24 protein-coding genes and 1 tRNA gene are annotated in these 26,963 nt (G+C 42.8%); 2 read left to right on the forward strand and 23 right to left on the reverse strand.

Annotated features, from left to right (window positions below):
- Nucleotides 1-53: 53 nt before the first annotated feature.
- From A5294_RS01500 to metA, 14 genes are all read right to left on the reverse strand, one after another.
- Nucleotides 54-1,772 (reverse strand): FTR1 family protein, encoded by a 1,719-nt coding sequence (locus tag A5294_RS01500; RefSeq protein ID WP_064340277.1) that lies wholly within the window; start codon nt 1,770-1,772, stop codon nt 54-56.
- Between the two features lie 256 nt (nt 1,773-2,028).
- Nucleotides 2,029-3,060: an FAD:protein FMN transferase gene (locus tag A5294_RS01505; protein WP_064340278.1), complete on the reverse strand. Its 1,032-nt coding sequence runs from the start codon at nt 3,058-3,060 to the stop codon at nt 2,029-2,031.
- A gap of 344 nt (nt 3,061-3,404) precedes the next feature.
- Entirely contained in the window at nt 3,405-3,614 is a 210-nt protein-coding gene (locus A5294_RS01510) for an ATP-binding protein (protein ID WP_004574165.1), read from the reverse strand.
- Nucleotides 3,615-3,740: 126 nt separating this feature from the next.
- Complete coding sequence (locus tag A5294_RS01515; protein ID WP_064340279.1) at nt 3,741-4,460, reverse strand: Fic family protein; 720 nt, start codon at nt 4,458-4,460, stop codon at nt 3,741-3,743.
- A 20-nt stretch (nt 4,461-4,480) separates the two neighbouring features.
- Complete coding sequence (locus tag A5294_RS01520) at nt 4,481-4,666, reverse strand: antitoxin VbhA family protein (protein WP_004105736.1); 186 nt, start codon at nt 4,664-4,666, stop codon at nt 4,481-4,483.
- An 894-nt stretch (nt 4,667-5,560) separates the two neighbouring features.
- Nucleotides 5,561-5,875 (reverse strand): F0F1 ATP synthase subunit epsilon, encoded by a 315-nt coding sequence (locus A5294_RS01525; protein ID WP_032835331.1) that lies wholly within the window; start codon nt 5,873-5,875, stop codon nt 5,561-5,563.
- A gap of 2 nt (nt 5,876-5,877) precedes the next feature.
- Nucleotides 5,878-7,365, reverse strand: coding sequence for a F0F1 ATP synthase subunit beta (gene atpD / locus A5294_RS01530; RefSeq protein ID WP_004105740.1), 1,488 nt, complete (start codon nt 7,363-7,365; stop codon nt 5,878-5,880).
- A 6-nt stretch (nt 7,366-7,371) separates the two neighbouring features.
- Nucleotides 7,372-8,376 (reverse strand): F0F1 ATP synthase subunit gamma, encoded by a 1,005-nt coding sequence (locus tag A5294_RS01535; protein WP_004574170.1) that lies wholly within the window; start codon nt 8,374-8,376, stop codon nt 7,372-7,374.
- A 3-nt stretch (nt 8,377-8,379) separates the two neighbouring features.
- On the reverse strand, nt 8,380-10,041 hold the full coding sequence (atpA, locus tag A5294_RS01540) for a F0F1 ATP synthase subunit alpha (RefSeq protein WP_032842365.1): 1,662 nt from the start codon (nt 10,039-10,041) through the stop codon (nt 8,380-8,382).
- A 16-nt stretch (nt 10,042-10,057) separates the two neighbouring features.
- Complete coding sequence (locus A5294_RS01545) at nt 10,058-10,639, reverse strand: F0F1 ATP synthase subunit delta (protein ID WP_004105743.1); 582 nt, start codon at nt 10,637-10,639, stop codon at nt 10,058-10,060.
- Nucleotides 10,640-10,737: 98 nt separating this feature from the next.
- Complete coding sequence (locus tag A5294_RS01550; protein ID WP_004105751.1) at nt 10,738-11,280, reverse strand: F0F1 ATP synthase subunit B; 543 nt, start codon at nt 11,278-11,280, stop codon at nt 10,738-10,740.
- A 60-nt stretch (nt 11,281-11,340) separates the two neighbouring features.
- A complete protein-coding gene (atpE, locus tag A5294_RS01555; protein ID WP_004105752.1) occupies nt 11,341-11,574 on the reverse strand; it encodes an ATP synthase F0 subunit C in 234 nt (77 codons plus the stop codon).
- A 100-nt stretch (nt 11,575-11,674) separates the two neighbouring features.
- Entirely contained in the window at nt 11,675-12,529 is an 855-nt protein-coding gene (gene atpB / locus A5294_RS01560; protein ID WP_004105753.1) for a F0F1 ATP synthase subunit A, read from the reverse strand.
- A 199-nt stretch (nt 12,530-12,728) separates the two neighbouring features.
- On the reverse strand, nt 12,729-13,760 hold the full coding sequence (gene metA / locus A5294_RS01565) for a homoserine O-succinyltransferase (RefSeq protein WP_032842366.1): 1,032 nt from the start codon (nt 13,758-13,760) through the stop codon (nt 12,729-12,731).
- 155 nt (nt 13,761-13,915) lie between these two features.
- Between metA and A5294_RS01570 the strand changes: the two genes are divergently transcribed.
- Nucleotides 13,916-13,989: transfer RNA gene (locus tag A5294_RS01570), tRNA-Met, on the forward strand.
- Between the two features lie 99 nt (nt 13,990-14,088).
- Here the strand turns inward: A5294_RS01570 and A5294_RS01575 are convergent.
- From A5294_RS01575 to A5294_RS01585, 3 genes are read right to left on the reverse strand one after another with little or no spacing between them, the layout of a single operon-like run.
- A complete protein-coding gene (locus tag A5294_RS01575; protein WP_004574175.1) occupies nt 14,089-15,114 on the reverse strand; it encodes a tetratricopeptide repeat protein in 1,026 nt (341 codons plus the stop codon).
- A 41-nt stretch (nt 15,115-15,155) separates the two neighbouring features.
- Nucleotides 15,156-16,220, reverse strand: coding sequence for a hypothetical protein (locus A5294_RS01580; RefSeq protein WP_082851861.1), 1,065 nt, complete (start codon nt 16,218-16,220; stop codon nt 15,156-15,158).
- Nucleotides 16,213-18,021 (reverse strand): hypothetical protein, encoded by a 1,809-nt coding sequence (locus tag A5294_RS01585; RefSeq protein WP_064340280.1) that lies wholly within the window; start codon nt 18,019-18,021, stop codon nt 16,213-16,215. Before A5294_RS01585 ends, A5294_RS01580 begins: the two co-directional genes overlap by 8 nt.
- 79 nt (nt 18,022-18,100) lie before the next feature.
- Between A5294_RS01585 and A5294_RS01590 the strand changes: the two genes are divergently transcribed.
- Nucleotides 18,101-19,087: an FKBP-type peptidyl-prolyl cis-trans isomerase gene (locus tag A5294_RS01590; RefSeq protein WP_064340281.1), complete on the forward strand. Its 987-nt coding sequence runs from the start codon at nt 18,101-18,103 to the stop codon at nt 19,085-19,087.
- Nucleotides 19,088-19,184: 97 nt separating this feature from the next.
- Here the strand turns inward: A5294_RS01590 and nucS are convergent, their stop codons facing one another.
- The 6 genes from nucS to A5294_RS01620 all read right to left on the reverse strand — a co-directional run bounded on the left by nucS (nt 19,185) and on the right by A5294_RS01620 (nt 26,906).
- Nucleotides 19,185-19,892, reverse strand: a complete 708-nt coding sequence (nucS, locus tag A5294_RS01595; RefSeq protein WP_004105764.1) for an endonuclease NucS — start codon at nt 19,890-19,892, stop codon at nt 19,185-19,187.
- A gap of 36 nt (nt 19,893-19,928) precedes the next feature.
- Nucleotides 19,929-21,362 (reverse strand): amino acid permease, encoded by a 1,434-nt coding sequence (locus A5294_RS01600; protein ID WP_100066591.1) that lies wholly within the window; start codon nt 21,360-21,362, stop codon nt 19,929-19,931.
- Nucleotides 21,363-21,587: 225 nt separating this feature from the next.
- On the reverse strand, nt 21,588-24,269 hold the full coding sequence (locus A5294_RS01605; protein WP_231880169.1) for an ABC transporter permease: 2,682 nt from the start codon (nt 24,267-24,269) through the stop codon (nt 21,588-21,590).
- An 85-nt stretch (nt 24,270-24,354) separates the two neighbouring features.
- The gene (locus A5294_RS01610) at nt 24,355-25,056 is read right to left on the reverse strand and encodes an ABC transporter ATP-binding protein (protein ID WP_004105770.1); all 702 of its coding nucleotides are present in this window, start codon (nt 25,054-25,056) and stop codon (nt 24,355-24,357) included.
- Between the two features lie 109 nt (nt 25,057-25,165).
- Nucleotides 25,166-25,786, reverse strand: coding sequence for a DUF5701 family protein (locus A5294_RS01615; RefSeq protein WP_004105772.1), 621 nt, complete (start codon nt 25,784-25,786; stop codon nt 25,166-25,168).
- A gap of 52 nt (nt 25,787-25,838) precedes the next feature.
- Nucleotides 25,839-26,906, reverse strand: a complete 1,068-nt coding sequence (locus A5294_RS01620) for an aspartate-semialdehyde dehydrogenase (protein ID WP_012913747.1) — start codon at nt 26,904-26,906, stop codon at nt 25,839-25,841.
- Nucleotides 26,907-26,963 lie beyond the last annotated feature (57 nt).

Here is a 26,963-nt window from a genome sequence, read left to right on the forward strand (position 1 = left end):
GTTGTTATTGGTTGTTTATTAATTATTTATTAGTTGGTTATTTGTTGTTTTGCTTATTTATTTTCTATCGCGCGTTTCCCACGACTTCGCGCAATAGATACGCAAAGCAGTGAAATCACAACAATTGCTGCCACAATTTGAGCAACAATCGTCTCAACATACGGATAGAACCCAAGCCAATCGTTAGTTGGCAAGCCTTGAATATACATTCCTTCGAGAGCATCGCCCTCGATTAACGCGTGCACGCCACCGCCCGCAAAAATTACTACGAGAACAGACATAAGAGCGCTTGTTCCAGTAAAGAATGGGCGAATTGGTATGCGCACAGATGCGAAACGAATCAGCAAGAATATCACTACAAGAACTGCAGCAGCGGAAATGAAGCCTCCCCAAATCATAGAGTCAGCTCCGTTTGAAACTGCAAAGATTGCTTGATAGAAGATTACAGTTTCAGCACCTTCGCGGAACACCGCAAGGAAACTCAATAACACTAAAGAAACCAAACTTCCCTTAGAAACTGCTGCCGTTGTTTGCTCACTAATATACTTATTCCATGCTTGCACTGAAGATCTAGAAATCATCCAATTACTCGTGTAAAGCAGCATAAGCATTGCGAACAATGCAACAACGCCTTCTGTAATCTCCTGCTGCGGACCAGAACCATTAAATAGCAAGCCGAATAGTGCAGCTACAGCAAGAGATGCCACAATTCCAGCCGCAATACCTAGGTAAATATACTTCACCATATTCTTGTGACCGGATTTAACAAGGTAAGCAATAATTGCTGCAACAACTAGCAACGCTTCCAAACCTTCACGAAGCAAAATTACGAAAGCCTGACCGAATGAGCTAGTTATGAATTGCATAAATGGATTTGCGCTTGAAGATGCGCCTTTGTCTAATTTTGCTGCGTCTTCAATAAGCATCGCTTTAAGATCCGTTACGAACTTTTTAGCTTGCTCAATAGTTCCGCCGTTGTTCATTGTTTGGCGGCACTCTTTGAATTGATACTCGACAGTCGAAACGCGACTTCCGCTTATTGCATTCATCACGTTCTTCTCGAAACCAAGCTTTTCGTAATACTGGTAATAGGCTTCGTTAATTAAATCAACTGCAGATGCTACTTGAGTTTTATTACCTTTTGCAGACTTGTATTTTGCAACAGACTTGTCGAGAATAACGTTCATTTCTCGAGCAACTTGACCCCACGTACGACCATTGCGCCCGAGGTTTTTCTTTTTTGCAGCATCAAGCTTTTTGCGCTCTGCTTTAATTTGCGCACGCAACTTTTGTGCATAAACATTTGGCTTATCCACTTTTAAGTTGGCATCGAGACTAGATGCAGTTTGTGCAACATCCACTGAAAGAGCCGTCGAAACAGCACTTATTTGTGAACCTTGATTTTGCTGGTATACAAGCGTTTGTAGCTGCTGGAATTGATCAGTTTGTGCCTGAACTTTATTCTGCCCGATTGCATCTCGCACAACCGTAATCATGTTAGAAGCAACATAAACGGAATTGTATGCTGCTTCAAATCGAGTTGCAGCTCCAGAATTATTGCCACTATTGTATTCTGATTGACCTTGTAGCAATTCTTTATTAATTGCTTTAGAAACTTCTGTCCAGCTAGTATATGAACGATCCGCATCTGTTGCAAAAGCTGGAATAGTTGTAGCGAACGAACTCACTATGCAACCTACCAACATGCACACAGCCAGAATCAGTGCAGCCGAGTCACGAATAATTCGGCGCACTTTTACATACGCGCGCATAACATCTCCTCGCGTTCTTCCGCGTCTTCTTGCGATTCCGCACTTCTCACGCGTTTTACGCCTTTTGCGTTAACGCATTTCTGCATATCTACGCGCTCTACCCCAAATTGAGCGCACCCAACTAAAACTTGCCATTACAAAGGCCCCACAGGTACATAATATCGACATATCATGTAGATTGATATAGTTCTACGCAAAAAACACGCAAATATTACAAAAATGATATTGATAACGATAATTATCAATCYTTTTGCGATTATGCAGCAAAAAAATACGCTGGAAAGGCGGCCGTTTTGCGAAGCGCATAATTTGGCGAGATTACAAMAAACTCAGCGCCGGCAGTTTGCACAATTTTTTGCAAATCGTTTTCTTGCGAAACAAAAAGCGCAGTTGCGAGCGCGTCGGCATAAGCAGTTGGAAAAGCGCAAGTTTTAGCAGGAATATACGCCCAGCTTGCAGAAAGTTTTTGCGCAGGAGTTCCATCTAAAGCGTTGATTAAGTGAGTCGCAATTAAATTAGACTCAAAAGCATTGTCTGCAAGGCAATTTGCGTCTTTTACTTTCCAACGCTTTCTTGCAGCAGACGAAGCACACAACGCTCCGCTTGCAATTGATGCCACTCCAACTGCTTGCGTTGTATCAAAAGGATTTTCCAGCGCAACTTTTATTTGGTAATCTTCATCGCTAAAGCAAGCGCGCATATCACCGCCGGCATTTACCAAAAAATCGCAATCCGAAAGCGAATCGTCACCAAGCTCGTCTTTAAGAATATTCGTTACAAGATCTACAAAATAACCCTTCCCAGCTGCCCCAAAATCAAGCTGCACTGGCTGATTTGTGTGAAGCGTTGTGCCGCTGTCATCTCGAGAAATATCTGCCCACTTAACTGGCAAAGCGCGGCGATATTTGCTCCAGCTGCCGCTGACACTGCCACTATTCTCGCTCGCGCTAACAGTAGATTCCGGAACGAATTGCACAGAATTATCGTAGCCAAGCGCAAGCAGATCCGCGCCAATACAAGCGTCGAAAGCTCCGCGAGTGGCATCGTAAAACTCGTCGTAAATTGCAAAAAGCGACCCAGCCCACGACGGAAACTCAAAATCGCCGCCATGCTCCGCACAAGCCATACGCGAAACAAGCGAATCTTCACGAAAGCGCGAAAGAGTGCGCTCATACTCTTCAACAAAAGCGTGAATCCGCTGCTCAACACCCTGCGGAATCGGCTTGCTACTGGAAATAATAATCCCCGTTCCAAGCGCGCGCTCAATCGCAACAACATTCCTAAACATCGCTTGCTTCAATCCCTAAGTCAAAACTCTCTGTTACTCGTCAAAATCCGCAACAAAACAACAAAAACAGCAAAATGTCGACATAGTTTACAGACAGTCTCATTCTATACCGACATTTTTAAAAAATAGCAGCATAGCACACAAAAACATTCGCCTATACCTACATTCTGGCAAAATGAAGGCATAGCGTGCAAAAAATATTCATCTATACCAAAATTTTTGCAAAAACGCATTATAGAAATATTTACGGCACTGGCAACATAACGCAACTCGTTTCTGCGTAGCACGATTTACGCGTTTTAATGAATACCCATAACAACTAGCTAAGAAACAAATAAACAACGCTACTTAAGCAACCAATCAACAATGTTTTCAACACGAATGCCGTCGTAATCATCATCTAAAGCCTTACTCAAAGTAATAACCAGCTTTTCATAATTATTCTGAATCTTCCGAAGCGGCTTTAACTCTCGCTCGCGCATAGACTCATCCATCATGCTTTCAGTTACTTGAATATAAAGCTTTTCGCAAGCAGAAGTCGCAACAAAATCCACCTTTTACAAGTTTAAGTTATTCATGATCTAAACTTTTCTTTTTCGTGAGTTTAAGTTATTGATAACTCAAACTTTGTATTTTTGCAAGTTTAGATTGCACACTATAGCGATACATAATTGCTAGATTCAATCTATACCATAACGCGTTTTATACGCAGCGTAATCCTTATCTTGCAAAACACTAGCCACATTCGGCGCGTATTCGTATTCTTCTTCAACAAGATGAGCAAACTGCTGTTGAGCTAAAAGCTCAATATTCAAAGGCTTTGTAATAATGTGGAACATGCCCTCAAGAAGCTTTGTCTTGTTAGTATCTTTAGCCTGGATCGAAGCTTCGTCGTTAACACGCTGCGTTATTAATCCCCAATCGAAATGGTATCCAGCATCTCGCGCAACTATATCCCAAAAAACGCGTTGCGTTCTACCATTGCCCTCACGAAATGGGTGTAAAACATTAAAATTATTGTAATTTACGCTTAGCTTACTAATAAACTCGTCAATAGATAAACCTTGCAATAAATTATCATTTTTAAGCGTTTGCTCACAGTAGCGAATCCCAACGCCCATATATTCAAGCGGATGAAACGGCTCGCCACCGCCTTTAGACATGTCAATAGTGCGAATCTGACCAGCCCAATCGTAAACATCCTGGAAAAGATAATGATGAATCCACTGCAATTGCTTAACAGTTCCTTCAGCATGCGGCAAATTTTCGTACAAAATAGAACATCTTGTGAGAACAGCATCGTTCTCATATTTATCTAATTCAATCTGATTATTTATATTAGATTTGTTCTTCAATACCCTTGTSTGAGGAATAAGATAAGGGTCAAAAACTGTTTCCACGACGCACACAACCCAATAACTTAATCCATTACGCCATATCTAGAACGCATTCTAGCAACAAATTCGTCACTGGTTATAAGACCTTTAGCATATTGATTTGCGTCATAAAGAAACTCTTTTGAAGGCGAATTGCCTTCAAGTCTGCCTGAAGCTATTGCAAGACCCAAATTTTCTTGACGCCTACGTTGCGTTTCTTTATCAATCATTTCTTCTCCCTGCCAACACACGCACCCAAATCAAAAATAACTACGCACTATTTTACTATTCGCAACGCATTTTGATTACTGCATATTCTGCTTACAACACATTTTTGTTGCATCATATTTTGCGATTTGACGAATCCAGCATCGGCAACATAACGCCACTAGTTTCGGTGCAACATGATTTACGCACTTTAAAACTAAGCAAATCCCACTTCGCAAATTTGAAAATTTTTTAATTTTGCGAAGTCAGATGATATTTGCACAAGCCGCAAAACACAAAAAACAGAACGCAATCGGAAAATGCATAAAGAAAAGAGCCTTCGCGCGAGCGCAAGCAAGAAAACAAACAAGCGAACGCGAACACAAATAGGCACTCACTTTCAAAAGTGAAAAAATATTAAAGTTTTGAAAGTGAAACTACGCATCTATTTTCAAAAGTGAAAAATACTACATACTGCGATTCTGAAAACAAAATTAACGATGATTCCAAATTGGAGCGCGATACTGCTACTATCGCCAACACAATCCCAAAACCCAAACCAAAGCCTAAACTCAAACCAAGGCTCAAACCAAAACAAAGCCTAAACCCAAACCAAAGCTCAAACCGAAACCAAGCCAAAGCTCATAACAAACCTCGCACCACTGCGCGGCAGAAACTTTACAGCGGCGTAAAGTTTCGGTCGGATTAAGGCTGTAAAACGTCAGAAACTTTACAGTCATGTAAAGAAACAGTCGCGAAATAGCAGAAAAACGGCAGAAACTTTACACGCGAGTAAAGAAAAAGTCGTCTACACACCAAAAAACGTCAGAAACTTTACAACGCGCGCCAAAAACAAAAGGCAGGAGCTCGGGATACCCAAACTCCTGCCTTTTCGCTTACTTCACTTATACGTAAGCCTAAATCACCTTAGCGTTAGGCAGCACGTTGCCGTCTTTATCAACGTTACAACTATGCTCAACAGCAATAGTAATATGATCAGAATCAACAGAGAAGAAGCCGTCTGTCACTTTAAAAACGTGACGCACACCCTTCAAATCGTCAACCTTCACAAAACCGTGATCAATCAACGCAAGCACAGCCTCATGTCCAGGAAGCACGCCCATAGCGCCATTCACAGAAGGAATAACCACGAACTTGGCGTCACCTTCCCAAACAGGATGCCTGGCTGCCACCACACTAACGTGCAGCGATTTTACTTGCTTCTCCGACATAATCACGCACCAAACTCTTGCTGCATATCGTGCCAACGACGCTCAAGATCATCAATGCCACCGATACCAGAGAATGCCTGCTCAGGAATCTCATCGTAAACACCATCGCAAATGCGAGTGAATGCCTCAATGGTTTCGTCTGCTGGCACATAAGAACCTGGACGACCAGTGAACTTTTCAGCCACATAGAAGTTCTGACCAAGGAACTGCTCAATCTTACGAGCGCGGCTCACAGTAGTCTTATCTTCCTCACCAAGCTCATCGATACCAATCAAAGCGATGATGTCCTGAAGCTCCTTGTTACGCTGCAAAATAGCCTTAACGCGGTTTGCGCAATCATAATGAGCCTGACCAACGTAACGCGGATCCAAAATTCTAGAAGTAGAAGTCAAAGGATCCACAGCTGGGTAAATACCCTTAGCTGCAATATCACGTGAAAGCTCAGTAGTTGCATCCAAGTGCGTAAAGGTTGTTGCAGGTGCAGGATCAGTGTAATCATCTGCAGGCACATAAATAGCCTGAAGCGACGTAATGGAATGACCGCGCGTAGAAGTAATACGCTCCTGCAATGCACCCATTTCATCTGCCAAGTTTGGCTGGTAACCAACTGCGGAAGGCATACGACCCAGCAAAGTGGACACCTCAGAACCAGCCTGAGTAAAGCGGAATATGTTATCGATGAACAGCAACACATCCTGATTCTGCACATCGCGGAAGTACTCAGCCATAGTCAAAGCGGTAAGAGGCACACGAAGACGAGTCCCAGGAGGCTCATCCATCTGACCAAAGACAAGCGCTGTTTTCTCCAAAACGCCAGCATCAGCCATTTCGCCAATCAAATCGTTACCTTCACGGGTACGTTCGCCAACGCCAGCAAACACAGACACACCACCGTGATTCTGTGCAACGCGCTGAATCATTTCCTGAATCAACACAGTTTTACCAACGCCTGCACCACCGAACAGACCAATTTTACCGCCCTGAACGTAAGGGGTAAGCAAATCGATAACCTTAATACCAGTTTCGAACATCTGAGTCTTAGACTCAAGCTGATCAAAAGCAGGTGGGTTACGGTGAATTGGCCAACGCTCAGTTACTTCAATATGCTCGCCAGGCTTAGCATTCAAAATGTTGCCTGTAACATCGAACACGTGACCCTTAGTAACGTCACCAACAGGTACAGAGATTGGACCGCCAGTATCTCGCACTAAAGCACCACGAACCAAACCGTCAGTAGGCTTTAAAGCAACTGCACGCACAGTCGAATCACCAAGGTGCTGCTCAACTTCCAGCGTGATCTCGTGAACGGTATCACCTTCCGTGTTACCAACGGTAGCAATATCGACTTTGAGAGCATTGTAAATATCCGGCAGATAGCCGACTGGGAATTCAACGTCAATCACGGAACCCTGAACGCGGGTTACGCGACCAGCTGTTGGATCGACCTCCTGCTCAGCTTCTGGAGGCGCTGTGGTCTGATTTTCAGCCATATGCTCCTAATCCTCCTCATTATTCAGCGCATCAGCGCTGCCGATAATCTCGGTAAGTTCTTGAGTAATGGATGCCTGACGAGAAGCATTAAGCTTTCTTGTCAAATCATCCACCAAATTGCGGGCGTTATCTGTAGCCGTATGCATAGCGTTCTGTCTGCTTGCCGTTTCGGAAGCAGCAGAAGTAAGTAAGCACTCGTGAATACGAGACTGAATATACTTCGGCAAAACAGCATCCAATACTTCATCCGGGCTTGGTTCGAAGCAATACTCCACAGCTTCTGGATTGCTGCGGCTAACTGCTTCTTCACGAGCCGAAACTGCGCTCGTAGACGACAACGCTGCTGAAGGACCAGATGCTGCTTCATAGTCAGGACGATGCATAGAAAACTCTTCACCGTCCTTCAAAGGAACCAGCTCAACTGGCAGCATGCGTAACGTACGAACTTTTTGCCTCACCATATTTATAAATTCAGTGAACACAATATACAGTTCCGAAACTCCGCCTTCTGCTTCCGGCGTCATATAAGCGTCCATTAAAGTATCGGAAATCTTTTCAGCAATAGTAACGTCAGGATGGTCAGTAGAACCTTCCCAAGTACCTGCCACATCGCGATTGCGATACTTGTAGTAAGTTGCACCACGTCGACCGTACACGTACAGTTCTGCATGTTTACCTTCTGCATCGAGTTTTGCAAGAAGTGCTTCAGTCTCACGAATAATCGAAGACGTAAACGCACCTGCCATACCACGATCAGAAGTAAGAGCCAAAACTGCTACGCGATTGCCGGCATGCTCTTTACCAAAAATAGGATGCTTAATATTTGCTTCGTGATGAGCTACCAACGCCTGCACGGCATCGAAAATTGCGTCACTATAAGGCTTAGCATTAAGCGCAATATCTCGCGCTTTAGCGATATGAGAAGACGCAATCATTTCCTGAGCCTTAAAGATTTTACCCAAAGACTGTGTGGAAATAATTCTCGATTTCAATGCAAGTTGGGAGGACATACGCTACTTCCCCTCAGGCTCGCGACTGTCTGCTTTTGGCTTAGCTACAAGCTGTTCCTTCTCAACAGGAGCAGGGTTTTCAGCCGGCGGCAAAGAATCCTTTACAATCAAAGGTTTGCCAGCAGATGTCTTAAACGTCCTACGGAAATCATCAATGGCTGCATCAAGCTTAGCTTCAGTTTCCTTAGTGAAGTCTTCAGTATCGCGAATTACTTGCAAAATGTCGGTTCCTTTATCCAAGTAATCCAACAATTCGCTTTCGAAACGCAACACATCCTTCACAGGAATATCGTCAAGCTTTCCATGAGTACCAGCCCACACAGAAACAACTTCTTGCTCCATTGCTCGAGGAGAGAACTGCTTCTGCTTAAGTAGCTCAGTCAAACGAGCACCGCGAGTAAGCTGTGCCTTTGAGGCTGCATCCAAATCAGAAGCAAACATTGCGAAGGATTCCAAAGACTTGTAACGAGCCAAGGAAATCTTCAACATGCCGGAGACTTTCTTCAAAGCCTTAGCCTGAGCTGCGCCACCAACACGAGACACGGAAATACCAACGTCTACTGCTGGACGCTGACCTGCGTTGAACAAATCAGACTGCAAGAAGATCTGACCATCGGTGATAGAAATCACGTTGGTTGGAATGTATGCAGAAACATCGTTTGCCTTGGTTTCGATAATTGGAAGACCGGTCATAGAACCGCCACCCAAATCGTCAGAAAGCTTAGCACAACGTTCAAGCAGACGAGAATGCAAGTAGAACACGTCGCCTGGGTAAGCTTCACGCCCAGGTGGACGACGCAAAAGCAAGGAAATTGAACGGTATGCTTCTGCTTGCTTCGACAAATCATCGAAAACAATCAAAACGTGTTTGCCGTTGTACATCCAGTGCTGACCGATTGCAGAACCAGTGTAAGGTGCAATGTATTTAAAACCTGCAGAATCAGAAGCTGGGCTTGCCACGATTGTGGTGTACTTCATAGCTCCTGCTTCTTCAAGGCTTTGACGCACTGAAGCAATAGTGGAACCCTTTTGACCGATTGCTACATAAATGCAGCGAACCTGTTTCTTTGGATCTCCAGTTTCCCAGTTAGCCCGCTGGTTAATAATCGTATCTATTGCGATTGCAGTTTTACCTGTTTGACGATCACCAATAATCAACTGGCGCTGACCACGACCTATTGGCGTCATTGCGTCAATAGCCTTCAAACCAGTAGACAATGGTTCATCGACTGGATGACGGTGAATAACGTCTGGAGCCTGGGCTTCAAGAATACGACGCTCATTGCACTCAATCGCACCCAAACCATCGATTGGATTACCCAACGGATCAACGGTACGACCAAGATAAGCGTCACCAACCGGCACAGACAACACCTCGCCTGTGCGGTATACTTCCTGCCCTTCCTCAATGCCTGTAAAATCGCCGAGAATAACAACGCCGATTTCGTGTGCATCAAGGTTGAACGCAAGACCCAAGGTATCGTTCTCGAATGTGAGCAGCTCGTTTGCCATGCAGCCGGACAATCCAGCTACGTGCGCAATGCCGTCACCAGCCGTAACAACATAGCCAACTTCTTGCGTTGGCATGTCTGCAGGCTTATACGAGTCAACGAACCCGTCGAGTGCCTTGCGTATCAGGGCGGGATCAATAGATAGTTCCGCCATAATTCTCCTTAATTTACTACTTCACTGCCTGTGTCCAAGCACCATTTCGCGCAGAACGCTGCAACTGCTTAAGCTGCATCAACATGGTGCGATCGGTTATTTGATCACCGATTTGTATACGCATGCCACCAAGCACGTTTGGATCCACAATTGGGTTAATGTATGCACGATGACCCAACTTATCGCTGTAGATTTCAATCAAACGCTTAATTTGCTTATCTGTAAGCGGCTGAGCAGTAGTGACTGTAACCAATGTTTCTCCAGCTTCACGCTCAAATCCTGACCAAGCGCCACCGAAGCTACCTGTTTTACCGCTTTCGGCACCTCCGTGCCAAGTTCCTACTAGATAATGCATAATGCGCAATACAACAGGGTGCGCCTTACCTCCAATAAGCTCGTCAATAAGGCGAGACTTATCTTCCGAAGACCTATTCGGATCAGTAATCGCATCAGAAAGCTCAGGATACTTATCAATCATGTCCATCATTGACGAAAGCTCGTCCGAAATGCGCTGCGCTTCATCGTGCGCATCTGAGATGGCCTGAGCAAGCGAAGAACGCGACAAACTATCGTTTACTCGCGCTGCCTTTTCTGGCATTCTTACCTCCTCGTTTCTGTAAAAACGAAGTAACGCAAATAATACAAAATGAAATAACCGTAATTTTATTTTGCGATTATTCAGTTTTGCACATTACTTTACTTGCTTTGATCCGAATTTTTAGTGTCTCCAACTTCATCGATCACATGATCAATAATCTTGGAACTGACGGTATCGTCATCCAATTTGGATGCAAGAATCTTGCCAGCTAAAGCTGCTGCAAGAACCGACACTTCTCCTTGGAGGCTGGACATGGCATGCTTATGCTGAGCCTCAATAGAATGCTGTGCTTCACTGATAATCTTCGCAGCATCCTTTTCAGCGCGTTGTCTAGCTTCGCCAATAATTTTTGAAGCTTCCGATCGAGCCTCTTCACGAGTATTTGCAGCATCAGTTTGAGCTTGAGAAAGTTCGTTTTCAATCTGGCTCTTTAACTCGTCTGCTTCACGCTGAACATTAGCAGCCTTAGCCATTCCACCTTCAATTTTTTCTGCACGCTCATCAAGAATTGCCTGGAATTTAGGCATAACGAACTTGTAGAAAAACACTGCAAGAACAACTAAAACAACCAGCGACCATATAACGTCGTAAGGCTCCGGCAAGAACAACGCCAGTTTATTAGTTTCGGCTGCATATGCCATGGCTTGTCCTTTCTATTCTTTCAACACTTGTATGCGTTGGAACGAGTTGTTTCGTTCGGTTCAGCTTCCCATAATGTAGGCAACGAATCCGAGCAAGCCCAGAACCTCAATGAATGCCAAGCCAATAAACATGAACAACTGAATACGGTTGCCGACTTCTGGCTGGCGTGCAGTGGATTCCATAGCCTTGGATACAACCATTGCCATTCCGATAGCAGGGGAAAGAGTAGCAACGGCAAAGCCGAGAATGCTAAGGTTGCCCGTCAATCCTGCGAGAGCGATGATACTATTCATTGGTTTCCTTTCTTTAGGAACAGTAACCAGTTATAAACCCTAAGATTATTAAACCTGTTTTATCTGTTTGCTTTAACTAGCTTTAATTAGTTTTACCTATTTATGCAATAGCAACAGCAGATTTTTCTTCTTTCTCGGGGTAACTTTCCGAAATATACACAGATGCAAGAACGGTAAAAATAAACGCCTGCAAGCCTGCGACTATTACTTCGAATACTGTAAACAGAATGCCACCAAGCAGCCATAATGCACCGCCTAAGGCAAGGAGTTTATTGCTGGAATCCACCACAAAGAAGTTGGTGAATACTAGACAAGTGGCCACCAGCAAATGGCCAGCAATCATATTCGCAAACAAACGGATTGTAAGCGAAAGTGGTCGCACAATCAACAATTCCAGAAGCTGCAATGGCGTAAGAATAAAGTAAATTGGCCATGGCACGCCTGCTGGGAACAAGGATTCGCGGAAGAACGTTAGGAATCCTTTTTCTCTAATTCCAGTTATTAAGTATTGGCATACAACCCAAAGAGCAAACACTAATGGCCCTGTAATAGTTGCTGTTGCAGCCATATTTAAGCCTGGAATAACTGAGCAAAGATTAAAGAAAAATATTGTTATAAAAAGAGTTGTTATCATTGGCACATAACGCTTGCCGCGCTCTTCGCCAATCATTTCGTACACAATGTTAAATCGCACAAAGTCCATTAGAATTTCTAGCACGCTTTGGAATCTTCCTGGAACCACTTTTGCGCGAGCTGCTCCAATGCCAAAAATAATCATAACGATTACGGCCATAATAATACGCACCATAACAATTCGGTTCATGGCAAATGGAGTGCCTTGGAACAAAATCTCTGGAGGCAAAAACTCACTAATATCAGGTAGCTCTGGTTTATTCGAAGCTACAGTAGAAGCTACAGTCGTGGTCTTCTGTAAAACATCAACCATCACATCCATAAGTGCCTCCTTATAGCAATCCGTTCACACGCCTCAATTCAGTGCCGCTCACTCACATACTCAATTCAATCATTCTCGCGGCATATATATCAACTAGATCATATGTTTCATATTTCGTAAGGCGCGGGGCACGAAACGAAAAATATATCTAATTGCTGATTGTACTCTTTGCTTGTACATAATTACGCAACTTCAAAATTTATTTGTTCATACCGTACTTAATGCCGTCAAATGGATAAAAATTATCGGAGCGCGGAGAAGCCGGCTCATGCCTTATAGAACGTTCAGTTCCAAGCCTTCCAGCAGCTCTTAAATGAGGAATATCAGAAAGATTGTAAGGCGTAGTTTCGTACACCCAATTAAGCCAGTTGCGCCAAAGCAAATTCGCGTGCGCGCGCCAAGAAAATAGTGGCTCTAATTTTGGATCGTCATGAGGGAAATAGTTGTAAGGGAATGGCACGTTGCTCAAACCTTTTAACATGTCACGCTCATATTCCTGCGCAAGAGTCATTTTGCCATATTCCCAATGTCCTAGCGCAAAAACTTCAGAAAAATCACGCGTAGCAACTAATCCCGGACCAGATTCGGGACCATACGTAAGAATTTGTAAACGCTGATCTGCAGAAATGCTGTCAACATCAACACTCGCTATTCTAGAATGCGGTTGTAAAGCGATTTCATCAAAACCATTTGTAAGAAAACAGTACTCATCCTGCAAATATTGCGGGAACACGCCAAAAACTTTTTTGCTGAGAACATGCTTTTTTACGCCATATCGATAGTAAAGCGCACCCATTGCGCCCCAGCACAAATACATTGTTGAGAAAACGTGTGTTGATGCCCAGTCAAGAATTTGCGTAAATTCGTGCCAGTAGTCGACTTCTTCAAATTCCATATGCTCAACAGGAGCGCCCGTCACAACGAATCCGTCGTAATAGTTGTTACGAAGTGCGTCAAGATTTTCATAGAATTTTACTAAATGATCAGCGCTAACATGTGTCGATACATGCGTAGAAGTTTTCATAAAATCGACGTCAACTTGCAAAGGAGACTTAGAGATGAGTCTCAAAAGCTGAGTTTCTGTCTCGATTTTTTTGGGCATAAGATTCAAAATCAACAAACGAAGTGGTCGAACATCCTGCTGTTCTGCTTCTGGGCGTTCCAATGCAAAAATTCGCTCAGCATCTAATATGCTTCGCGCTGGCAATCCTTCAGGAATCTTAATAGGCATGTGTTTATTATACTCCACACTTGTTTATGTTTATTATGTCTATGTCACTCATGTACACGAATCGTAAAATTCTAACCAAATACAGCGAGACACGCCCGAAAGTTGACAAATCTAAATTTGCACCTATCGTAGATAGAGCTGCTAAAAGTAGCCGACGCGGGGTGGAGCAGCTCGGTAGCTCGCTGGGCTCATAACCCAGAGGTCCATGGTTCAAATCCATGCCCCGCTACTAAAGCCAAGAATCACACAAATTTCTCACGATTGTTGTGGTTCTTGGCTTTTTTGTTTAATACTACATAAGTCGCCCAAAAGCGTCATCGCGCAATAATCAATAAAGAAGAATTGCAAGACGGCGACGAGCGCGCGCAAGACGCTCATCATCTGCAGGAAGTATGGCAAAATACTCAAGCATACGAGAACGAATAGCATCCGCATCACTCTTATGACCAGATGCAAGGAAGTCAAGCAGTCGCCCAAAAGCGTCATCAATATGACCGTCAATCATATCTACATCTGCTACTGCAAGCTGCGAATCTAAATCATCCTTATTATCGCCAGCAGCCTTTCTAACCGCAGCAACATCAGTATTAGTATTACGCGAAAGCAACAAAGCTTTTGCATGTTCACGCGATGCAAGCACATCATGAGGATCTGCTTCCATTACTTTTGCATACTCGCGTGCAGCACCTTCATAATCACCCTTCATAGCAAGCGAATGAGCTTGCTCATGAGCAGGCGGAACATTCTCAACAGAGTTATTCCCGGAACTATCTTGATCTGAGTCTTTAGACATTTCAGACTTTTTCTCAACCGAGGATTCCACAAAAGGAGCAGTTCCAGCAACACCAGAGCGTTCAGCAACCTGAACCAATTGCGGCAAAATAGTGCCACAAATCTGCTGTAATTCCTCGTCGCTAGGTAAACCTTGCGCAATAGGCATAGGACGTCCGCCAATTAAACCGTAAATTGCAGGAAGCTGCTGCGCTTGCAATGCTTGAGCAATACTTGGGCTTTCATCAGAGTCGATACGAGCTAACTGCATACGACCGTCAAGCGCGTTAACAGCATCCGCTAATTTCTGTGCCACATCATAATAGGCCTCGTCATTAGCTTGCCAAAGCAAAATAACAATTGGGAAACTTACAGACGTTTGCACCATCGCCTGAAAAGACTGCTCATTAACATCGATTACATAGCCGCCAGCTTTTGGAGCAGAAGAACCAGTAGAGCCCGATGCAGCTTTAGCAGCTTGCTTAGCTTGAGCTTCTACGCGACGCTTTACGCCTTCTAAATCTACAGCCCCAGCAAGCGAAAATCCGCCAGGATTCATGCCTTGCGCTTTACTACTCACCATTTTTCCTCTTTTCCAAGCACACTAAATTGTACTTACAAAATTTATAAAGCTTCTACCTTAATAGGCTGACGCTCAGCACCAACAGGAATAATCTTCATATGAGAACTAGCTGGAGGAACTACTAGAGCAATAACATTTACGTAAGTTACTCGCATAGTACCTTTTGCTTTACCATCGCCAAATAATGCTTTTTCTTCATCAGAAGCAGGACGAGATTCACGCCCTTCACCAGCTTTACGAGTCCACACAGAATCTATGCGCGCAACAACCAAATCGCTTCCATCGCTTGAACGCATAATGCTTATTTGTTTGAGATTTGGTGTAAAGATTTGTTCTTGAGAGCCTTTATTTCGCTCCATTCCAGCTTGCACTGCTTTAGAAAGTTCAACTAACTTTTTACGCAAATAATCGTCAGCAAAATGCTTCGTGTACTTGCTGTTTTCACCATTTTGTAAAACGTCTGCATACGCAGCTACCGCTTCATCTGGAGTCATCACCAAACCAGTATCGTTAGATTTACCCATTGAAGAACCAATACTTGGCACAGCAAATTTAGGAAGATGCACTCCAGGGAATAAGCGTGCAACAGCCCAAAGTTTATAATTCGAACGCGCTCTCTGTTGACGTAAAACCAGCAAACGTTTTGACTGTTGATCTTTAGTAGTAGTTGTAATAGTCATTAAATCTCTTGGCCAACCAGAATTAGTTGGCACAATAGTTTGCGCGGCTTCACGCGGAATAGTGGTCTTAGGATCTAAGTTTCCAGTTTTGTTTGCAATCGTAAGCTCGCTCGTGCGAATATCGAGAGCAGGTCCAGAAACTGCTTGAGATAATGAATCCACATCTTTTTCGTCATTTGCCTTTTCTAGAGTGCGAAGCAACCCCAAGCGGATATCTTTTTCTTGGAGCATAGTCACATTAGGCAACTCTTGATTACTACGCGCTTCAGCAGGTTTCGGCACCTGCCCATCGCAAGCAGATAATCCAGTTACCATAACCGTTGATACAACACATGCTATTAATGTGACTATGTTGTTGCGCAATACGCCTCTATTTTTACTGTTTACGCGGTGAATATCGACATTAGTATTACGCATTTTATTCATTTCCTCGCTCACTTGAAGAATTACCGCGGTAGCCTTTCCCATTTTTTCTGTAACGACCGTTACCACCGTCTCCTCTAAACCCATTTCGTTTTATGCGAGACTGCTTATCGTTGCTATTTTTAGACGAATTTTGACGCTTGTTTGATTCTGAGTTGCGATAGTTTTCGTGATCATTAAGCTTTTTCTTACTAGATTCATGTGAAATCTTGCTATTACTATCTGAAGGCTTGACCGTTTCTAAACGTTTCTTTGCAAACTTTTCAGAATTATTAGCATTGTTTCTATCGTTCTGACGGTTACGCCTCTTGTTATTCTGCTGTGCATACTTATTTTGCTGCTGATGCTTATCCTTATGATCGTTCAGACTATTGCCATCCGACGCGCTTGCGTAAGATTTTTTCTTATTTCGCGGAGTCTTAATATTCTGAGAATTCCGCTTATATTGCTTATTTTCTGAATTTGCTGATTCTGCTGAATTTCCAGAATATTTCGCATTTCCTATATCTTCCGCATTTGCTAAATCTTCCCCGTTTGCCGCAGCATCCTGATTGTGCAAATCATTAAATTCATCATCAACATTGCCTAAGTCATCTAAATAAGAATTATCGTCATGTTGCTGCATAAAGCGCGCGGCAAACGCAAGCATTTCATCTTGTGCAATAACAGTAGTTTCAGCCAAAGAATCAGTAGATGCAACCGCTGTAGAAGCAGACGCAATTCGAGTTTGCATACCATTTGAGTCGCCGCTTTGCATTGAATCTTTGCGACGACGTGCATGACCCCCATGCCTTGCGTGACTTCCAGAATCCTTCTTGTGTCGTTTGTGACCAAAAATACCAGACATGGTTCCAGAAATCGCCTCAGCAAAGGTGACTTCGTCACGCTGTGCAGACTTTACTGCCAACGCTCCTGAACGGCTAGCTATTAATTGCTTATTACGACGACGATGCGGAGCCATTGCAAAAATAGTTGCAGAAAGTATAGCTAATACTGCAAAAAGTGCTCCTACAAAATATAAAGGCGTTGCAAAATCTGGAATTTGATTACGACGCCACCGCAATTCTATGGAAGCTTCCGGTACATTATCCCCCAAATCAATTAGCAAAACACGTCTAGCAGCCTGCGAACGCAGTGCAGAAGAAGCAGTATCAGAGCTATTTGACTTACTAGAGCGAGTGCCTGATTTAGACATTGTGCCGTTTGCAACAGCATGATCGTATGACGCAGAACCAGAAGATTGAACATAATCTGCAGTATTTATTGCCAATTTCGCTAAACCAAGCTGGCATGTAACTATAGGCCATAAATTAGATTCTTGGAATTTTACGTCAGGATCCTTAATGTCCACAGAGTCACCCGCTTGCACAGAGGTTCTACCAGACACTTCAGAAACTGAAAGATTATTCCAATCACGCAAACCAGTAATTCTTTGTACTGGAGAACCTGCCACCCAGCCTCTTACGTCTTTCGTTAAACCTACAGCAACACAAATAGGCTTACGCGTATGCAAAGCAGCGACACTAATACGAACCCTGTTATCTACAAGATTCAAAACACCAGGATCAGTGACAATATAACGAGTTCCAGATACTTTAGCGTACGCAATAACCACATTACTAGGCTTCCAAAATGTTGAGTTGGCAACACCAAGAACAACACTTAATACTGCAAGCAAAGCAAAAAATGGAGCTACAACGCCGCGCATGATTTTACTGCGCAAAGTGAGCCGTCGCATTGGTCGTCGCATTGGTCGTCGCATTGGTCGTCCTTCTGTATCAGAAGCATCTTCTATATTTGTCATAACGATACCATTCTACAGTCTTTTAATATTACTTGCATGTTTTGATGTAAAAATCAGCGTCAAGCGGTAATGTGAGGCTATGAAAAAAATCAAAACATTAGGACAAAAATCTCTTTTACTTCGCGCTTTCGCAACTATTAGCGCAGTAGCAATGTGCGTAGTGCTTGCTTCATGCGGAGAAAATTCTGACAATAACAATTTAACTGATGAAAACGCTCAAAAAGCTGGAATGCAGTTGCTGGAAGGCGTAAGCGCATCGGGAGAGCTGGGCAAAAAGCCTAAAATAACGCTGAAAACGCCTGTAAAAGTAAAGCAAAATACTTATGCCGTTTTGCAACGAGGCAACGGAGAAACAATTAAAGAAGGCGATCGCGTATGCTCTCAGGGCATTGTGTTCGACTCCAAAACCGGCAAAGAGCTTATGAATACTTGGAAAGAAGGCAAAGTTGATTGCTCAATTTCCATTAATAAAAACTCTACAAGCCGACCATATTACGCTTTAATTAAGGGCAAAAAAATTAATACGACTATTGCTTTGGGCGTAAGCGGAGGAGCCAAAAATCCTTCATATATTATGGTTCTTACAATGGTTTCGCGATCAAAATCTCTAACTAGAGCAACAGGCAAAGCTGTTACGAATATTCCCGCAAATTTGCCGAAGGTAACTCTTGATAAATCTGGAGCACCAACCTTAGATAAAAATAACTACGTTCCAGACGGAAAGCTTGTTTCTCAGACTTTGATTGAAGGAACCGGCAAAAAAGTAACTGCAAAAGACACAGTTTCCGCTCATTACACTGGTTGGACTGCCGATAAAGACGGCAAACTTCATCAGTTTGATTCTTCTTGGCTTCGTGGCATACCTGCAGACTTCCAACTTGCTGGAGGAGTAATCCCTGGTTGGACTAAAGGCTTAACTGGAAAGAAAGTTGGTTCCCAAGTTCTTTTGGTAATCCCACCAGAAGATGGCTACGGCAAAGAAGAAAAGAAGGACGCGCGCGGAAACGTAACTATTCCTGCAAATGCCACGCTGTACTTTGTAGTCGATATTCTTTATGCTTCGTGAGATTTGTAATTTTGCAAACTGTTGCAAAATTAACTAGCGATTCATAAATAATAAACCCCTCCTTCCCGAGGGGTTTTTACATATTTAGAACACATATTTAGAACAGACGAAGATCGTTGGACTCGACTCCACGCATTTCATCGTAATCCAATATTAAGCAAGTAAATCCACGATCCTCAGCCAAAACACGGGCTTGTGGACTAATAGTTTGCGCAGCAAAAATACCTCTAACCGGCTTAAGTAACGGATCTCTATTCAGCAACTCACAATAACGCGTAAGTTGCTCAACGCCGTCGATACCGCCATGCCGCTTAATCTCAATAGCGACATGTACACCATCCGCGTCCTGAGCCATAATATCCACTGGGCCGATAGCCGTAGGATATTCACGGCGCACCAACGTGGCACCATCGCCGATTCGTTCAATCTGCTCAGCCAAGTAACGTTGCAAATGATCCTCAACACCATCTTTAACTAAGCCAGGATCCTCACCCAAATCGTAAGTATTATCACTATAAACATGCTCAAGCGAAATCATAAGCAAATCATCGCTTTTAGCAGCAGCAACACGCAAAATACAGCCATCTACAACAATGCCAGCATCGGATTCGCCGCTATCTTCTTTACGTAAAACACGCATAGTACAAGGAGCTACCATCCAATTAAGAGGTTTATACGCACCAAGCTCAGAAAAAATAAGTACGCTGCCATCTGCTTTAATAAGCAACACTCGCTTAGCTAAAGGAAGCGTGGCATTTAACCTACCTGTATACTCTGCACTGCAATCTGCAACAATAATTCGCACACAGCAAGCATAACAGAAATCAAGTAAAGAAGTACCCTACTTCCCCAAAGCTTCAGCTAAATCGCGATTCTGCCAATGCTGATGTAAGGCGCAGTATCCGCCGAACAATACGAGCCACACTAGTCCACCAATTGCAGAAGCTCGTGTATCGTCACTAATAAACAAAGTCACATACACAAAAGCAAAGAACGCTATAGTAATAGAATTCAAAAGCTTATAATGCGGCATAACGAAACCGTCTGGCATAAAATCAGCAGATTCACGGTACTTACGATGCGTAACCATAATCAAAATATAAATCATGATTATCACTGCAGAAGAAGCCGAAGCAAACAAAATAAACGCACCATGAATGCCAGGGATCGAATTAATAATTGGCGAAAGAAGAATCAAAGCAGACGAGAACAAAATCGCGCGAGCAGGAACCTTCGTGCGTGAAACCTTACGCAACTTACCCAAAAGAGGCGAAGGTGACTCAAGCGCAATCTGATACATGTGGCGACCAGCAGAATACAGCAAAGAATTAAGCGCAGAAGAAGCAGCTGTAATAACCACAAAGAACACAAGCGCAGAAGCCCAATGCAATCCTGCGTATTGGAACACCATAATGAATGGTGACATAAATACGCCTTCCGCATTCGTAGCTTTAAACTGTTGCCACGGCACAATAAGCATAATCGCTATAAGAGCGCCAACATAGAAAACTAGTACGCGCACAATAATCTCGTTAATAGCCTTTGGTAAAACCTGACGAGGATTCTTAGTTTCCGAAACAGTCACACCAACAAACTCAATAAGCTGGTACGCATAAAACACCATTTGGAAGCTCATTAAGAAAGAAAGCCAGCCGTTTGGCATAAGCGAAAAATTGTTGAAAATATTATCTAATCCAGCGTGACCAGCAGGACTTATTACGCCACCATGCAAAGGAGCTGCAGAGTAATGGTAACCAACTAAAGCCATAACTACGGCTGTAACAATAAGAGCAACAATTAGCGTGATTTTAATCATTGAGAACCAAAACTCAGTTTCCCCAAATAGCTTTACAGCTACCAAATTTATGCACACTAAAGCCGCTAAAAATACTACTTCTATAAGCCATTTCCAATGACTTACGTCAATATCGAAAGTTTGGAAGAATGTGACGCAATACGTACTAACTGCCGTAATTTCGCTCATACCAATAAGTACAAGCACAAACCAATACGACCATCCAGCAAAATTACCCCAACCTCTGCCAAGATAACGCGTAATAAAACTAATAAAAGTATGCTGGTTTGGATCCTTGTACATTAGCTCACCAATGCCACGCATCAGCAGGAACATAATCAAGCCCACAATAATGTAAACGAATACAATACTCGGACCTGTTAAGCTAATTGATTTTCCAGAACCAAGGAACAAACCTGTTCCAATTGTGCCGCCAATAGCAATAAATTGCACATGACGTTTGGTAAGACTACGCTCCATTTGGTTTGTATTGCTACTTGCATTTTCTTGCGCAGATACGCTAGAAGATTGATTATGAGAAGATGTGCTATTGTGCGTCTCTGTAGATTCTGTTTGTTTAGAACCTACATTAATGTCACTATTCACAGTCTCACTCATTATTACAACTCCGTTCCTTAATAGCCACGAATTTCTAATTTTATAGGAACCCTTAACTATTCATTACGCATTCTACAATTCGCGCAACTATTCCACACTTTTAAGTGAGCTTACTGGATCTATGCGATCCAAAGCTGGGTTGGTAGCCCATTGCACAATTAACGCAAAAATTAGTGTTGCAACGCCAGCAATGCAATAGCTTAAAGGAGCTACTTCAACTTCAAAATACAAAGACGGCATACGAAGCGCGCTAGTCAACAATCCTGCAATAAGCCTTCCTAATGGCAATCCAACTGCAATGCCGATAACAGTTAAAGTAAGCATTTCTTTATGCACATAGGAATGAACTTCTCTACGATAAAAACCAAGAACTTTCAGCGTAGCCATTTCGCGAGTACGTTCCGAAATATTAGTACTTGCAAGAGTAAAAAGCACAGCTAAAGCTAAGCCAGCAGCCAAAGTTACGATTAAAGCAACAACAGCATTCATAAGATCAAAACTAAAAGCATGCTTCATACGCGTAATATTCATAACAGCAAGCACACCGTCACGTTCAGAAACCTTGTCAGCATATTTAATTTTATTATTATCGCTACCGCGCAAACGCAAAATTAACGCATTATGTTTCAGAAGCTTACTGTTTTCACCATTAAATAAGCGTTCGTAGCAACATTCAGTCATGTAAATATTAGAACCGATAAGATTACGAACAATAGCTTTAACTTTAACCTTCGCACGTTTAAAACTAGTATTCGTCACATTAATTTCGCTACCACGAGTAATGTCCAGAGATGCAGCAGCGCTTTGAGAAAGCAACGGACCTTCATCCGTAAGTTTAATAGTTTGCAAATTATTGTTCACATCCTGCAAATTTACAAGATGAGACAAAGCTTTTGTGTCTTTTACAACAATCAACTGCACGCTTTCCGCATCCTCAACATGACGACTATTCGACTTATTTGATTGACTTTTAGCTATTTCTCCAGAGCCCACATAAGCCGGAAGTATAGTTTCTACTTTATTGTTTGACTTGTCTTGCTCAACGCTTTTCTTCATATTTTGGAAAGATCCTGGAGCCGAGATAGAAATCATATCGTATCGATAAATTCCCTCGTATTGGCGAATACCCAAGGTCGCAACAGTATCGTTCAAAGCAAGACCGCAAACAATAAGCGCTGTGCAACCAGCAACTCCACCAATAGTCATGCACAATCTGCCTTTAAATCGCGCCAAATTGCGAACGGTAACCTTATTTAAGAAACTCATTCGCTTCCAAATCCAAGGCAACCTTTCAAGAAGAACGCGAGAACCAGCTTTTGGAGCTTTTGGTCTTAACAAAGCTGCAGGAACTTGCTTTGTTTCTCGCCAACTAACAACGATTGTGCATATTGCAACAGGAATCACAAATGCTAGCACACACAAAGAGCCATATAGCCAGTCATACTTCAACCTAACGTCTGGCACAGCGTATAAACCACGCAAGATTTTTAGTAAAAGTGAAGGGATTGCAAGAAAACCCATAATATCGCCAATTCCGCCGCCAACAAAGCACGCAAATATCGCGAAGAAAGCATGTCTTGTTACTGCAGTAGAACGACCGTATCCCAAACTTAAGTATGTACCAATAAGCCCTCGCTCTTCTTCAACCATACGAGCCATAGCAGTTAAACTCATCATCATTGCTACAACAAGAAATACCGCTGGGAAAGCGTATCCAAGTGACTGTATTGAAGCAACGTCAGAACGCAAACTTGCATAACTATCGTTAGCTATGCGAGTAGATATATGCCATTGAGCTTGAGGAACACGTTTTTGAATCTCTGACTTAATTTGTTTACAAATTTGCTTTTTTGCTTGCTCTTTAACAAAATTTGGAGCGCGCTGAAGCCTAGGATCATTTGCAATAATATTTTTTAATTCTAAATTAACTTGTTTGTCGATAATTTGATTACGTCGAGCTTTTTCGCGTTTAGATTGCACGAGTTCCTGAATCTGTTCAGATGCATCGTCAACAATGCCACGATAATCTTTAGAAAAAACATTGACACGTTGAGCATCATTCAAACGCACCGACATTGCTGTATACGGCAAGCTAGTCACGTTATCAGGAGCAGCAGAAGTAAATATTGGGTATCTAGACGTCACAGAGTTACGAAATGCTTTAGATTGATAGCCATCAGGATTGTTTAAATCGTTGCTATCTAGCACGCTACCAGTTATGCGCAAACGATAAGTTTTAGACTTTGAATTAGAAGAACCAAGACTTCCAACGCCCGCATTTTGCTGCACGTTGACTACTATCACATTGCCAATGCTCAATCCACTATCGTGTAAAAATCGCTGAGTTACAACAGCTTCACTATTATTTTTAGGCATGTTGCCCTTAAGCAAATGCAAGCGATTAAGATTTTTTTGTGATTCTACATAATGCACGAAATTCATTGCGTATGAAGACTTTGCATCATCTGTTGCGTGCGCTGTTGCTTTCCAAGAACGCTCTGCTTCAACTTCACTCACACTTGGCAACGCGCGTAATGCTGCAACATCGTCTTTAGTTAAACCAAGAGTAGATACGATTTGCAAATCATAAGCATGCAATTTCGCATACATATCGTTAGTAGCGAGAAACATGTCGTTGCATCCTGCATAAATACCAGTCATAACAGCAACGCCAAGCATTGCAATAACCGCAAGAACGCAAAAGCGGCGCCATTCGCGAACCCACATTCTAATTGCGCTAATAAATACTATTGGCAGCAACGAATGCATGCGCTTAACTTCACCACCATTATTGGCATTTTTATTATCAGATTGCTTTGAAACTGCTGCTACTTTCCGCATAACAACCACCTAATCACCACTCAATATCGGCTATAGCCATAGGATGTTCTTGCACAGTTTCGTCTACAACTTTTCCAGAACGGAAACGAACAACTTTGTGAGCCATCGGAGCAATGGCAGCATTATGAGTAATAATCAGCACTGTCATGCCTTCAGTTCGGCAAATATCTTGCAATAATTGCAATACTGCCTTACCTGTTTCATAATCCAAAGCACCAGTAGGCTCGTCACATAGCAATAGTTTAGGTTTTTTAGCAAGAGCGCGCGCAATAGATACGCGTTGCTGCTCACCGCCAGAAAGTTGCGCTGGGAAATTATGAAGCCTTTCTTTCAAGCCAACATCAATAAGCGTTTGAGCAGGGTCAAAATGATCTGCACAAATTTGCGAAGCTAGCTCTACGTTTTCAAGAGCAGTTAAATTTGGAACTAAATTATAAAATTGAAAAACAAAACCAATGTCTTCTCTGCGGTAGCGAACCAAATTACGACCTTTTAGCTTAGTAACATCGCAATCGCCAACAACAACACGACCGCTTGTCGCAGTATCCATACCGCCCAAAATATTTAATGCTGTAGTTTTTCCAGCGCCAGATGCACCTAAGATTACTGTAAGCTCACCGCTTTGTGCAGTAAAACTGGCATCATCTAAAGCTCGCACAGCACCAGAACCTGATGGGTATTCTTTCACTACATGATCAAAAGTTATATATGCCACAATGCACCTTCACAATATGAGAAACTATAAAAATTCAACTTCTCTTTATTTGTATTATCTACCGTTATATTTCGTACTATTTTACTAAATGAGCGCAAAATTCGCTAACTTACTTCAGCGACGACACTCCACATCTTTCCATGCAATATGCATTACCAAGCCAAGTATGACGAGAATTTGGCCAAACAGCACCTAAACGCGGAGCACACTGACTCATCCATATACTTGGCACACGCCCATCTGCGCTTTGCGAACCAAGCAAATTAAATCCATTCTTGCTTTCAAGCCAATCTGGATGCTGTGTTGCAATAGCAAGCCCTTCCTCAAGAGTAAGAGGCAAACGTTCATCAGAATCAATAAGCTTACGAGCGACATCAGGCTCTCGATTCAAATACGATGAGCCAGTATGTGGATCGACGACTATATAGAACGGGCCTTTAGGAAACTCATACCCGTCTTTGGGAAGAAAACTTATGATATCTCGCGGAGGCATAGTGGTGAATCCAGCCATACGATTAATACTCGTACGAGAAATCAACGATTCAGGCGAAACTAATTCACGCGTAGGAACCAATAAAATATTCGCACCTAAACTACTATTTTCAAGCGCACACAATATAGGATTTGCCAACTTACGAAAAGCATCGGCACTCATATCAGCCACATCTGGATACCCAAGTGCCACTATACGATCGAGTTGCTGCTGTATTTCTTCAGATGCTATTGACATAATTCCAGTTTACGCAAAATCTTACATAATCGCGAGCGCAATATAACCATAATTAGTTTAGGAAATTACGCTTTTTAGCAATAATTTCAGCCAATTGCACAGCATTTAGTGCAGCACCTTTTCGCAAATTATCGTTAGTGATGAAAAGTGCCAATCCCTTATTTCCATCGATCGCTTGGTCTTGCCTAATTCTACCAACATAACTTGCAGACTTTCCTGCCGCTAGCTGAGGAGTAGGAATATCGTTAAGCTCAACTCCTTCAGCCTTGCTTAATACTTCGCGAGCCATGTCTGGAGTTACATCATGCTCAAACTCAGCGTTTACACTCATGCCGTGACCAGTGAAAACACCTACGCGCACACAAGTACATGAGGCTGCAAGATTTGGCAAATGCAAAATCTTACGGCTTTCATTGCGCAATTTTTGTTCTTCGTCAGTTTCTTCAGAACCGTCATCAACTATTGAACCAATAAAAGGCACTACATTAAAAGCAATAGTACAAGCAACTTTTGTAGGTTCAGGGAAATCTATTGCACTACCGTCGAAAACGAGTTTATCTGCTCCTTGGTTTAATGCAGCTTGAGCCTCATTCATGAGTTGCAAAGCACCGGCTCGACCGGCGCCAGAAACAGCTTGGTAAGACGAAACAATTAAACGTTTTAATCCAAAAGCATCAGCAAGCGGCTTTAATACAGGCATGCAAGCCATAGTTGTGCAATTTGGATTTGCTACTATTCCTCTTGGAATAGTATCTAAATCTTCAGGGTTTACTTCCGCAACTACCAAAGGCACATCGTTATGCATACGCCATTGCGAAGAATTATCTACTACAATTGCGCCAGCTTCAGCGAATTTCGGAGCCCAAATTTTTGAAGTTCCGCCGCCTGCAGAAAAAATAGCTATGTCAATTCCGTGCAAATCTGCTTTTTCTACATCTTCTACGACTACGTCTTTGCCACGATATTGCAAAACTGTGCCAGCAGAATGAGCGGAAGCCATAAAACGTAAATCTTTTATTGGAAAATCGCGCTCGTCAAGCACTCGACGCATTACCATACCAACTTGGCCAGTTGCGCCGAGCACTGCCACGTTCACGCCTTTTTCGTTGATAATTGTCATCGAGACTCCCCTAAAAGTAAGTACGTATAATTTCTACAGTTTTTACAATTCTACAAT

The sequence above is a fragment of the Gardnerella sp. 30-4 genome, from assembly GCF_001641215.1.
In the GTDB taxonomy this organism is placed as follows: Bacteria; Actinomycetota; Actinomycetes; order Actinomycetales; family Bifidobacteriaceae; genus Bifidobacterium; species Bifidobacterium leopoldii.

What these genes read in the sequence shown, in the direction of transcription:
- A5294_RS01620 (WP_012913747.1), bottom strand. Translation starts at nt 26,906, where the DNA reads ATGACAATTATCAACGAAAAAGGCGTGAACGTGGCAGTGCTCGGCGCA.
- A5294_RS01600 (WP_100066591.1), bottom strand. Translation starts at nt 21,362, where the DNA reads ATGGAGCGTAGTCTTACCAAACGTCATGTGCAATTTATTGCTATTGGC.
- atpA (WP_032842365.1), bottom strand. Translation starts at nt 10,041, where the DNA reads ATGGCGGAACTATCTATTGATCCCGCCCTGATACGCAAGGCACTCGAC.
- A5294_RS01590 (WP_064340281.1), top strand. Translation starts at nt 18,101, where the DNA reads ATGAAAAAAATCAAAACATTAGGACAAAAATCTCTTTTACTTCGCGCT.
- atpB (WP_004105753.1), bottom strand. Translation starts at nt 12,529, where the DNA reads ATGGATGTGATGGTTGATGTTTTACAGAAGACCACGACTGTAGCTTCT.
- A5294_RS01575 (WP_004574175.1), bottom strand. Translation starts at nt 15,114, where the DNA reads ATGGTGAGTAGTAAAGCGCAAGGCATGAATCCTGGCGGATTTTCGCTT.
- atpD (WP_004105740.1), bottom strand. Translation starts at nt 7,365, where the DNA reads ATGGCTGAAAATCAGACCACAGCGCCTCCAGAAGCTGAGCAGGAGGTC.
- metA (WP_032842366.1), bottom strand. Translation starts at nt 13,760, where the DNA reads ATGCCTATTAAGATTCCTGAAGGATTGCCAGCGCGAAGCATATTAGAT.
- A5294_RS01605 (WP_231880169.1), bottom strand. Translation starts at nt 24,269, where the DNA reads ATGCATTCGTTGCTGCCAATAGTATTTATTAGCGCAATTAGAATGTGG.
- atpE (WP_004105752.1), bottom strand. Translation starts at nt 11,574, where the DNA reads ATGAATAGTATCATCGCTCTCGCAGGATTGACGGGCAACCTTAGCATT.
- A5294_RS01500 (WP_064340277.1), bottom strand. Translation starts at nt 1,772, where the DNA reads ATGCGCGCGTATGTAAAAGTGCGCCGAATTATTCGTGACTCGGCTGCA.
- A5294_RS01550 (WP_004105751.1), bottom strand. Translation starts at nt 11,280, where the DNA reads ATGGCATATGCAGCCGAAACTAATAAACTGGCGTTGTTCTTGCCGGAG.
- A5294_RS01520 (WP_004105736.1), bottom strand. Translation starts at nt 4,666, where the DNA reads ATGATTGATAAAGAAACGCAACGTAGGCGTCAAGAAAATTTGGGTCTT.
- A5294_RS01535 (WP_004574170.1), bottom strand. Translation starts at nt 8,376, where the DNA reads ATGTCCTCCCAACTTGCATTGAAATCGAGAATTATTTCCACACAGTCT.
- A5294_RS01580 (WP_082851861.1), bottom strand. Translation starts at nt 16,220, where the DNA reads ATGAATAAAATGCGTAATACTAATGTCGATATTCACCGCGTAAACAGT.
- A5294_RS01585 (WP_064340280.1), bottom strand. Translation starts at nt 18,021, where the DNA reads ATGACAAATATAGAAGATGCTTCTGATACAGAAGGACGACCAATGCGA.
- A5294_RS01615 (WP_004105772.1), bottom strand. Translation starts at nt 25,786, where the DNA reads ATGTCAATAGCATCTGAAGAAATACAGCAGCAACTCGATCGTATAGTG.
- A5294_RS01545 (WP_004105743.1), bottom strand. Translation starts at nt 10,639, where the DNA reads ATGCCAGAAAAGGCAGCGCGAGTAAACGATAGTTTGTCGCGTTCTTCG.
- A5294_RS01525 (WP_032835331.1), bottom strand. Translation starts at nt 5,875, where the DNA reads ATGTCGGAGAAGCAAGTAAAATCGCTGCACGTTAGTGTGGTGGCAGCC.